Source organism: Anaeromassilibacillus sp. SJQ-1 (genome assembly GCF_046693725.1).
Lineage (GTDB): Bacteria > Bacillota > Clostridia > Oscillospirales > Acutalibacteraceae > Anaeromassilibacillus.
In genome coordinates, this window is sequence record NZ_JBKEIV010000049.1 from 86,877 (window position 1) to 96,643 (window position 9,767).

The 9,767-nt window shown below is 50.7% G+C and carries 7 protein-coding genes and 4 pseudogenes; all 11 read left to right on the forward strand.

Going from position 1 to position 9,767, the window contains the following annotated elements:
* The first annotated feature begins 2 nt into the window (after window positions 1-2).
* Window positions 3-608: a 5-formyltetrahydrofolate cyclo-ligase gene (locus tag ACGCCZ_RS15730; protein WP_054324780.1), complete on the forward strand. Its 606-nt coding sequence runs from the start codon at window positions 3-5 to the stop codon at window positions 606-608.
* Complete coding sequence (locus ACGCCZ_RS15735; protein WP_411656502.1) at window positions 605-1,312, forward strand: endolytic transglycosylase MltG; 708 nt, start codon at window positions 605-607, stop codon at window positions 1,310-1,312. Before ACGCCZ_RS15730 ends, ACGCCZ_RS15735 begins: the two co-directional genes overlap by 4 nt.
* Complete coding sequence (locus tag ACGCCZ_RS15740) at window positions 1,299-1,715, forward strand: endolytic transglycosylase MltG (protein WP_411656503.1); 417 nt, start codon at window positions 1,299-1,301, stop codon at window positions 1,713-1,715. The genes ACGCCZ_RS15735 and ACGCCZ_RS15740 overlap by 14 nt, the downstream gene beginning before the upstream one ends.
* Entirely contained in the window at window positions 1,636-1,893 is a 258-nt protein-coding gene (locus ACGCCZ_RS15745) for an endolytic transglycosylase MltG (RefSeq protein ID WP_411656504.1), read from the forward strand. Before ACGCCZ_RS15740 ends, ACGCCZ_RS15745 begins: the two co-directional genes overlap by 80 nt.
* 115 nt (window positions 1,894-2,008) lie before the next feature.
* Window positions 2,009-2,353, forward strand: a pseudogene (locus ACGCCZ_RS15750) (peptidase U32 family protein); the annotation flags it as partial.
* Window positions 2,354-2,453: 100 nt separating this feature from the next.
* Entirely contained in the window at window positions 2,454-3,125 is a 672-nt protein-coding gene (locus ACGCCZ_RS15755) for a peptidase U32 family protein (protein ID WP_411656507.1), read from the forward strand.
* A 17-nt stretch (window positions 3,126-3,142) separates the two neighbouring features.
* On the forward strand, window positions 3,143-4,207 hold the full coding sequence (locus ACGCCZ_RS15760) for an acyltransferase family protein (protein WP_158088940.1): 1,065 nt from the start codon (window positions 3,143-3,145) through the stop codon (window positions 4,205-4,207).
* Between the two features lie 71 nt (window positions 4,208-4,278).
* Window positions 4,279-5,880, forward strand: coding sequence for a peptidoglycan D,D-transpeptidase FtsI family protein (locus tag ACGCCZ_RS15765; protein ID WP_242967240.1), 1,602 nt, complete (start codon window positions 4,279-4,281; stop codon window positions 5,878-5,880).
* Between the two features lie 343 nt (window positions 5,881-6,223).
* Window positions 6,224-8,857, forward strand: a pseudogene (alaS, locus tag ACGCCZ_RS15770) (alanine--tRNA ligase).
* Window positions 8,858-8,983: 126 nt separating this feature from the next.
* A pseudogene (locus ACGCCZ_RS15775) lies at window positions 8,984-9,324 on the forward strand (histidine triad nucleotide-binding protein).
* A 62-nt stretch (window positions 9,325-9,386) separates the two neighbouring features.
* Window positions 9,387-9,767 (forward strand): annotated as a pseudogene (locus ACGCCZ_RS15780) (adenine phosphoribosyltransferase); the annotation flags it as partial.

Below are 9,767 nucleotides of genomic sequence, written 5' to 3' on the forward strand. Positions count from 1 at the left end.
GCATGTATATCAAGAACATCAAGGAACTGAAAAAGAACTTGCGCGCACGTTACCGGCGTTACCGGGAAAAAATGAATGTGGAGCAAAAAATTCGTCTGGATGCTTCGATTCAATGCCGGCTTTTGACATTAGAGGAGTACACGCGGGCAGATACGATTTTCATCTATGTGAGTAAGCCCATCGAGGTCGACACTTTGGCGATCATCAATGCCGCGCTTGCCAATCACAAGAAAGTGGCTGTGCCGCGTTGTGTACCAGATACCTTTGATATGGAATTCTATTACATTACCTCCTTGAGCGATCTGGAGAAGGGTACATTTGGCGTATTGGAGCCCATTGTGGACAAGTGCGAACATGTGGGAGATTCGTATGGACGTGCGCTTTGTATTGTGCCAGGACTCAGTTTTGATGCGCAAGGGTATCGCTTGGGATATGGGAAGGGCTATTACGACCGCTATCTTGCACAGTTCCGCGGTATCACAGTTGGCGTGTGTTACCTGGGGTGCATCCAGTGGAATCTGCCCCATGGGTATTACGACAGGCCTGTGGATATTTTGATTACAGAGAAATATGTCCGCAGAATTGCGAGGCAGGAGGATACGCCATGAACGACGATAAGCGCAACGAAGAACTGCGCCGGAAAAAGGTAGAGAACTTCCGGGTGCAGATTCCCGAGGACTCTTTTTCGGAAGGACAAGAATCCCGGGGCAGAGAACCGTCGGTTTTAAATAGCTATAGTGATCCCCAAAAAAAGCGCCGGGCACCGGACGTTCGTACAGCAGAGCGCAATGCAGCAAAACGGGCGACACAAGCACATAAACAGCGCAATAAGCAAAAGCGTGGAAGAAATAAACTGTTTTTCCGCTTGGTCTGGCTGATGATGGTTCTGTTTATCGGCATTGCACTGGCACAGTACGCAGTGGCCGGTATCAATGATATGTTGGCCATCGGCCGTGATAAGGTCAATGTGACCGTCGAGATCCCTAAGGGGGCAACAACGGATCAGATTGCGGAGGTGCTCCAAGAGCAAGGAGTCATTCAGCGGGCGGACTTTTTCAAGCTCTATTCCAAGCTAACAAAGTCGGACGGCCACTATAACAACGGTACTTATAAGCTGAATACCAGCATGGATTATGAAGCGATTATCAACAATTTGCAGTCGAATGCCAACCGTGTGGATATTGTGAAGATCACGTTCCCAGAGGGAGTGAACGCTCTTGAGGTTGCGCAGCTTTTGGAAGAAAACGGCGTTTGCTCTCAGGAGGATGCGCTGAACTATATCAATTCTACAGCTTTGGATGAAAAAGTATGATTTCCTGAAACAGCTGACCGGTGACCGGTACTATCATATGGAAGGGTATCTATTCCCGGATACGTATGACTTTTTCAAGGACGAGGCCCCGGAGGATGCTATTTCCAAATTGGTCAACAACTGTGACCGGAAGCTCACAGAAGAAATTCGGGAAGAAATCGCAGCCAGTGGGATGACGATCGATCAAGTGATGACATTGGCCTCTATGATTCAGGCGGAGGCAGCGGATGAAGAGGACATGTATATGATCTCCTCCGTATTCCACAACCGCTTGAACAGCGATGGATTAAATGGGCTTTTGCGCCTCCAATCCGATCCCCACCATGTACTATCCGTACCGTACGAAGAGTGCGATTCCAGAGGACATTCGGGAAACGTATTCCAGCAAGTACAACACGTATGAAATCGAAGGCCTGCCTACCGGCCCGATCTGCAACCCTGGCGCGAAGGCGATTGATGCGGCTTTGCATCCGAAAGACACGGATTACTATTATTTCTGTCACGACGCAGACCGCAATGCCTATTACGCAAAGACCTTGGAACAGCATCAGCAGAATCTACAGAAGGCGGGGTTGCGATGAATGACATGAAAGAGAACCGGCGGAGCTTTTGGCGCCCGCCGGCGATATGGAACGTCTGCAAGCAGCGCTGGACTTTGGGGCGGATGCCGTGTATCTGGCGGGACAGATGTTTGGTATGCGCACGGCTCCATCCAATTTTACCCGCGAACAATTGCAGGAGGCTGTCGCTTTGGCACATGCACGGGGTGTACGGGTATATTTGACCTGTAATACCGTACCGCGCAATCAGGAGATCGATCTGTTGCCCGACTATCTTGCATTTGTACAAAATGTAGGGGTAGATGCGTTGATTGTAACCGACCTCGGCGCGATGGACCTTGCAAAACGCTATGCGCCCAAGGTAGAATTACATGTTTCTACCCAGGCGGGGATTGCGAATTATGCTGCGGCAAATGCTTTTTATCAGTTGGGTGCCAAGCGTGTGGTATTGGCGCGCGAAACAACGCTAGAAGAAATCGCAGAGATCCGGGCAAAGACGCCCAAGGATTTAGAAATTGAAGCCTTTGTACACGGGGCGATGTGTATGTCTTTTTCGGGGCGGTGTCTGCTTATCCAATTATATGGCAGGGCGGGATGCCAACCGGGGAGCTTGTGCACAACCGTGCCGTTGGAAATATGCGTTGGTGGAAGAGAAACGTCCCGGTCAATACATGCCAATCTATCAGGATGGAGAGGGTTCCTATATCCTGAATTCCAAGGACATGTGTATGGTACGCCACCTTCCGGAGCTTCTCCGGGCAGGGGTCACCAGTTTGAAAATTGAGGGACGGGCGAAGTCGGCATATTATGTAGCGGTGACCACAAACGCTTATCGTTGGGCTTTGGATGAGCTGGCTCAACATCCCGATTGCTCGGTTTCCCCATGGATTGTCGAAGAATTGGAAAAGATTAGCCACCGGCCATACAGTACGGGCTTTTATCTAGGCGGAGAGCCGGGGCAGGAAACAGTCCAGGGGGGATATGTCCGCAACTACGAAGAGATCGCCGTCTGTGAGGATTATCATGACGGAATCGCTATTTTATCGCAGAGAAACCGCTTTTTCCGCGGAGAGGTGGCGGATGTATTGGAAATTGGAGAGAAGCCGTTTGATCTGCCGCTAGAGGAATTGTTCGACCAGGATGGTCAGCCCATCGAGGCGGCGCCGCATGCGACGATGACGGTACTTTTAAAGACGGATCGTCCGTTGAAGCGGGGGGCGATTTTGCGTCATCGCCGCCCGAAGGATTCCTAAAAAAGGGGGAAGTCCATTTGGAAGCTGTACAGACCACTTCACCACAAAAGGCCCGATATGATTGGGTGGATGCGCTGAAATTTCTCGGCATTTCGTCCATCTACGTAGGACATATGGGAACGGCAGCGGGGACTCTCTATCCGTTCACCTTTCAATATTGTGTGGCTTTATTCTTTTTGGCGTCGGGCTTTTTTGCGCCGCGTGCAGAGCAGCAATCGTTTTGGCCTTTTTTAAAGAAGAAACTTTGTACCATTGTGTTGCCGTATTTTGCTTTCAGCGCGATTAATCTGGTGGTGGATGTGCTCACCTGGGGATGCTCTTTTACCGAGTTTGTTGATTTGATTTTGGCGATGTTTATGGGCGTACGAACAAAAACAGTTGCAGCCGCCCTTTGGTTTCTTCCTTGCCTGTTCGTCATTTCCATTGGCCATTATGCTCTGAAGAAGTTCCTGCGGAAAGATTGGCTGGTGGTATTGGTGAGCCTCGGCTTTTACATCGCAACGGAAATAGGAATTCCCTATCGTCCGGTAGGAGAGCCGCGCATGTTTTTTGGAATCGACAGCGCGATGTGCTATATTCTCTACTATGCTTTGGGGGCGGTCCTTTTCCCCTATTTAAAGGAGTTTCATTTTCATGGGCTAAAACTCTGGGCAAAGGTGCTTTTTTGGGGGGCAGCCCTAGTATGTACATTTGTAGCATGTGTCGTCTATTTCAAAGGACCTTCGTTTCCGATCGATGCCCTGCCCTTTCAGCTGCCAAAAGCAATTCGTGTATTTTATTCGGCGGGGCTGGCTCTCGCCTTTCTGTTTCTAAATTTTATCGGCTCAAAATTGCTCGCTCATGTGAAAGCCTTTACGGAGATTGGCCGCAATACGTTAATTCTGTGTGGGACGGAGAACATCATGAAGGAAGTTTTAGCCGCTTTGGTGTCCCTTACAGGGTTGAAGCTGGAGATCCCTTCACAGTTTGCTGCATTTGTCTATGCGTTCCTGCTGTTGTATCTCTCCAGTAGGACGATTGTGCCATTGATTCGAGACCATTCTAAAATCCTTTCCGGGACATACCGATTTGAAAAGGCATAGCGGTTTAAACGTCCTCTTGTCAGGTCATACTGACAGGAGGACGTTTTTATTTTGTGTGAAAGGAGACCAATATGGAACGCATTGGCAGACGTACAATTGCCTTCTTTCTGCTTCTGATGTTGGGAATGCTGGTGGCCGTGTTGAGCGTCTTCACGGTGGCGAATGGAACAACTCTTGCACAGACTGCGGATCAGCAGAGAAGTTACCGTTTAGAAGTCGCCCATACACGTGGGACCATCTATGACTGTAAGTTGCGCAGCTTTACAGGACAGCAGAAGGAATATGCAGCAGCGATTGTACCAACCATTGAGGATGCAGCAGCCCTAAGCAATATACTTAGCCAGAAGGAGATGGCGGACGTGTATCCGTCGTTAACAGCGGGAAAACCATTTGCCCTCCGGGTAAAAGAGTCCTTTACCGCGGAGGGGGCGGATGTATTTCCCGTGGAGAAACGGTATGCGGATGAACAATCTGCCGTCCATATTCTTGGTTATCTGGATGGTGCAGGAAAGGGAGTCTCAGGAATTGAAAAACTCTTTGACCAACCGTTATCGCAGGGACAAGGGGAAATCAGCGTCACCTATCAAGTGGATGCGACAAACCGGGTACTGGCAGGAGAGGAAAAAAAGATCAATGATACTTCATTTTTAAGCCGCCGGGGAGTGGTCCTCACACTGGATCAGGAGATTCAGAAGGTCGCCGAGCAGGCTGCCAAAAAACACCTGAAAAAGGGGGCGGTGGTGGTGACCGAGGTGCCGTCGTGTAAAATTCGTGCAATTGTAAGTCTGCCGGATTTCAATCCCAATGATGTAGCATCGGTATTGGAGGATGAGGATGCTCCCCTTCTAAACCGCGCTCTTTCCGCGTACAGCGTGGGTTCCGTGTTTAAGTTGGTTTCCGCTGCATCCGCGTTGGAATATGGAATTCCACCGGAAACCCGTTATACTTGTACAGGCGGTATACAGGTTTCCGACGACATTTTCCATTGTTATAATGGGGAGAGCCATGGCGAGGAGGATATGAGCCGGGCCATTGCCCAATCTTGCAATACGTATTTTGTACATGTGATGCAACAGGTACCCCAGGCACAATTCCTATTGATGGCACAAAATTTGGGCTTTGGAAGCAGCGTAGAAATTGCACCGGGGTTTTCATCCGCGGCCGGAGACCTTCCCACCTTGGAAAGCTTGAAAATCCCAAAGGCGTTGGCAAACTTTTCTTTTGGGCAAGGGGCCTTGACTGCAACGCCCGTACAGATTGCAGGCATGGTCAATGCGATTGCCAGCGGAGGAGAATATACGGCTCCAACGATCTACGAAGGCTTTGTCAATGAAAATTTGCAGTATCTCGATCAAGCACAGACGCCCGCAACACGCCGCGTGATGACGGAACACACGGCCTCTCTGCTGCGAACATTTATGGTACAGTCGATCGAAGAAGGCACCAGCAAGCGGTTCAAACCCGCTTCCGGCGGCGCTGGGGCAAAGACCGCGACGGCACAGACCGGAAAATATGTAGACGGCGTGGAAAAGGTTATCTCCTGGGTAGCAGGATATTACCCAGAGGAGGAACCGCGCTATGTCATTACGGTAATGGGCGAGGACGGAACCGGCGGCGGCGCAACCTGTGGTCCGGTTTTTCAGGAAATCGCCGATGCACTGCCCGTCGAGTAAAGTGAGTTTGGAATGAACGAGCCTTTTCGTATGCGCTGTTCTTGACATTCCGGCAGTGGAAGTTTATAATCATTCTGTAACTGAATACAAAGGCGATGAAGGGTCGATGCCTTTGTCTGTGCGGCAAAAGAGAGGGTTTTCCGGAAAAATCGGGCTGAAAGAAACCTGCCGAGGGCGGCAAATGGCGAGCCAACCCTAAGCCCCGCAGCGATGAGTTGCGGCGTATCCCGCGTTAAGGGAGTTGAGCGGCGCCGTAAGGCGCAATTTGGGTGGTACCACGGGTTTTCCCGTCCCATGTGGACGGGAAAGCTCTATTTTTTTGTTGAAGATGGGAGTTTCGAACATGCAGTGGACAGGACTTAATGAATTGCGCGAAAAATTTTTATCCTTTTTTGAGAGCAAAGGCCATACGCGCCTTCCAAGCTTTTCGCTGATTCCGAAGGATGACAACAGCCTGCTTTTAATCAATTCCGGTATGGCCCCGATGAAAAAGTATTTCACCGGCGAGGTGACGCCGCCAAGTAAGCGTGTTACGACATGCCAGAAGTGCATTCGCACCCCGGACATCGAGCGGGTTGGAATTACAGCGCGCCACGGCACCTTTTTTGAGATGTTGGGCAATTTCTCATTTGGCGACTATTTTAAACACGAGGCGACGGCTTGGGCGTGGGAGTTCTGCACCAAGGTGTTGGAATTGCCAGTGGACAAGCTCTGGGTCACAATTTATCAGGACGACGATGAAGCGTTTGACATCTGGACAAAAAGAGGTTGGCGTCGCACCGGAGCGCATTGTACGAATGGGGAAAGAGGATAATTTCTGGGAGCATGGTTCCGGCCCCTGCGGACCTTGTTCGGAGATCTATTTTGACCGCGGCGAAAAGTATGGCTGTGGGAAGCCAGGATGCGGCGTTGGATGCGAATGCGACCGCTATGTCGAATTCTGGAATGTGGTTTTTTCCCAGTTTGACAGCGATGGAAAGGGAAACTACCCGCCGATGGAACATCCGAATATTGATACGGGCATGGGGTTGGAGCGCTTGGCCTGCATTATGCAGGGAGTGGATAACCTCTTCCTGGTGGATACGGTGCAGAATATCATGCAGCATATTTGCCGTATTGCAGGAGTTCCATACGGCGAGGACGAAAAGAAGGATGTTTCTCTGCGCGTAATCACGGACCATATTCGCAGCACGACCTTTATGATCGGCGACGGGGTTATGCCGTCCAATGAAGGGCGTGGCTATGTACTGCGCCGTTTGCTTCGCCGTGCGGCACGCCATGGCCGCCTGTTGGGAATCAATCATACATTCCTGGCAGATGTCGCCAATACGGTAATCGATGAAAATAAAAATGCATATCCAGAGCTCGATGAAAAGCGCGCGATGATTACAAAGTTGATCCATGTGGAAGAGGAGAGCTTTGCCAAAACCATCGATCAGGGAATGCAGATGCTGAACAGTTTGATTGATAAGGACTTTAATGCTTGCCTGTCCGGTGAAGATGCTTTCCGGCTGAACGACACTTACGGGTTTCCCGCTCGATCTCACGAAGGAGATCGTCGCAGAGCGGGGGATGACCGTGGATGAGGAGCGCTTCCACCAGCTCATGCAGGAACAGCGCGAGCGCGCGCGCAACGCCCGGAAAAATGCGGGTGCAGATGCCTGGGCAGGGGAGAACGATGTCTTGGCCGATATACCTGCGACAGAGTTTTTGGGATATGAGAAATCCCAGACCGAAGCAACGGTATTGGCGATTCTCAAGGATGGCGAACGTGTCGATCATGCGACCGCAGGCGATGAGATTGCCTTGGTGCTGGACAAAACCACTTTCTACGCAGAGAGCGGCGGCCAGGTGGGCGATGTAGGTCCTATTTCTTCAGCCGATGCACTGATTGCAATCGACAATACGACGAAGAATCATGCAAAGAACTTCATTCATCATGGAATCATCAATGCGGCACAATTTCTGTCGGGGATCGGGTTCAGACAGAAGGCGATCCGGAAGAACCACCGCGCGATTATGCGTAATCATACGGCGGCACATCTGTTGCAGGCGGCACTTCGTATGGTGCTGGGCGATCATGTAGAACAGGCAGGCCAGTTGGTTGATGAGAAGTATGTGCGCTTTGATTTTACACATTTCTCCGCATTGACGCCGGAAGAGCTTCACCGTGTTGAGACCATCGTCAATGGAGTAATCCTCAGTGGCACGCCGGTCGAATGCCGCGAAATGCCGATTGAGGAGGCCAAGAAGTTGGGGGCAATGGCTTTGTTTGGCGAGAAATACGGTTCCATTGTTCGCGTTGTCTCTGTGGGGGATTTCTCAAAGGAATTCTGCGGCGGTACGCATGTGGATAATACGGGGCGAATTGGTTTGTTCAAGATCCTTTCTGAAAGTTCTGTCGCTGCAGGGGTGCGCCGTATTGAAGCGGTTACGGGCCTGAACGCCCTGCGTTATTTAGACGAGACGTTGGCCCAACTCGGTGCAGTTGCCTCCGCTTTAAAAGTGACATCTACTTCCGGCTTGGCACAGCGGGCGGAACAGATGGCCGCTGAGCTGAAAGAGAAAGATCGCACAATCGAATCGCTGAATGCAAAAATGGCCGATATGCGTATTAACGGCCTATTTGAGGGTGCAAAGGAGATCAATGGGGTTCGTGTGATCACGGCGCTGTTTTCGGCAACTCCGGCCAATGCACTGCGCACTATGTGCGATAAGATTCGCGACAGCGCACCGAATGTGGTGGCTGTTTTGGCAGCCACGCAGGATGGAAAGGCCAATATTGCTGTCACAGTGGGAAAGGATGCCCAGCAAAAGGGCCTCAATGCTGGAAAAATTGTGCGTGAGGTCGCCAAAGTTGCCGGAGGAAACGGCGGCGGTAAAGCAGAATTTGCTATGGCAGGCGCCAAAAGATCTCACAAAGTTGGATGAGGCCCTGGCCGCAGCAGAAGGCATCGTAGATGCAATGATGCAGTAATCTTGCGGGAATTCCCTTCTGTATGGTATAATCTTTGTCAGAAAGTAATCGTGAAAAAGAGTGTATGAATGGCACTTCATCATGGCCCTGTTGGCAGGGTAGGAGCGACGAAAGGAGGAAATACGGTTGGACTGCGTTTTTTGTAAAATTGCGGCGGGTGAAATCCCCAGCAAAAAGGCCTTTGAAGACGACCGCGTGTTGGCTTTCTACGCACCTGGATCCCCAGGCCCCGATACATATTTTGTTGATTCCGAAGGAGCATATCGCATCGGCAGCGGAGATCACAGAAGAAAATGGCACAATTGTAGCACACATCTTTGCGGTCGGCAGCAAAGCTCGCCAAGGATTTAAATCTTGATAAGGGATGGCGCGTGGTGACAAATGTCGGTGCAGACGGCGGACAGACGGTGATGCATATGCATTTTCATCTGTTGGGAGGCCGTTCGATGGCATGGCCTCCGGGCTGATGACACTTTTGAAAGTTGGAACGGATCACACGCTGTAGCGTGTAGAAGAAAGGCTGATTATTTTGAGTGAAAATAAGTATTACCATATGACGATTGCAGGCTGTGAACGGGACCTTCCGATTTGTCCAATCGATGAACACTTGGACATTGCAGGCTTTGTGATGCTCGGAGATGTGGAGATTACGGAAAAGACGGCTGAAGCGCTTTTGGCCAAATGCCCGGAGCATGATGTAGTGGTTACAGCGGAAACCAAGGGAATTCCGCTTTGTTATGAGATGGCGCGTCAGGGATGCCGCCGCTATATCGTTGCGCGCAAAAGCGTAAAAGCATATATGCGCAACCCCATCCATGTGGAAGTAAAATCCATCACAACCGATCATGTCCAAAAGCTGTATTTGGCGGAAGATGACTATAAGGGCTTGAACGGCAAGCGTGTGCTGATC

What these genes read in the sequence shown, in the direction of transcription:
- ACGCCZ_RS15765 (WP_242967240.1), top strand. Translation starts at nt 4,279, where the DNA reads ATGGAACGCATTGGCAGACGTACAATTGCCTTCTTTCTGCTTCTGATG.
- ACGCCZ_RS15745 (WP_411656504.1), top strand. Translation starts at nt 1,636, where the DNA reads ATGTACTATCCGTACCGTACGAAGAGTGCGATTCCAGAGGACATTCGG.
- ACGCCZ_RS15735 (WP_411656502.1), top strand. Translation starts at nt 605, where the DNA reads ATGAACGACGATAAGCGCAACGAAGAACTGCGCCGGAAAAAGGTAGAG.
- ACGCCZ_RS15755 (WP_411656507.1), top strand. Translation starts at nt 2,454, where the DNA reads ATGGCAGGGCGGGATGCCAACCGGGGAGCTTGTGCACAACCGTGCCGT.
- ACGCCZ_RS15730 (WP_054324780.1), top strand. Translation starts at nt 3, where the DNA reads ATGTATATCAAGAACATCAAGGAACTGAAAAAGAACTTGCGCGCACGT.
- ACGCCZ_RS15740 (WP_411656503.1), top strand. Translation starts at nt 1,299, where the DNA reads ATGAAAAAGTATGATTTCCTGAAACAGCTGACCGGTGACCGGTACTAT.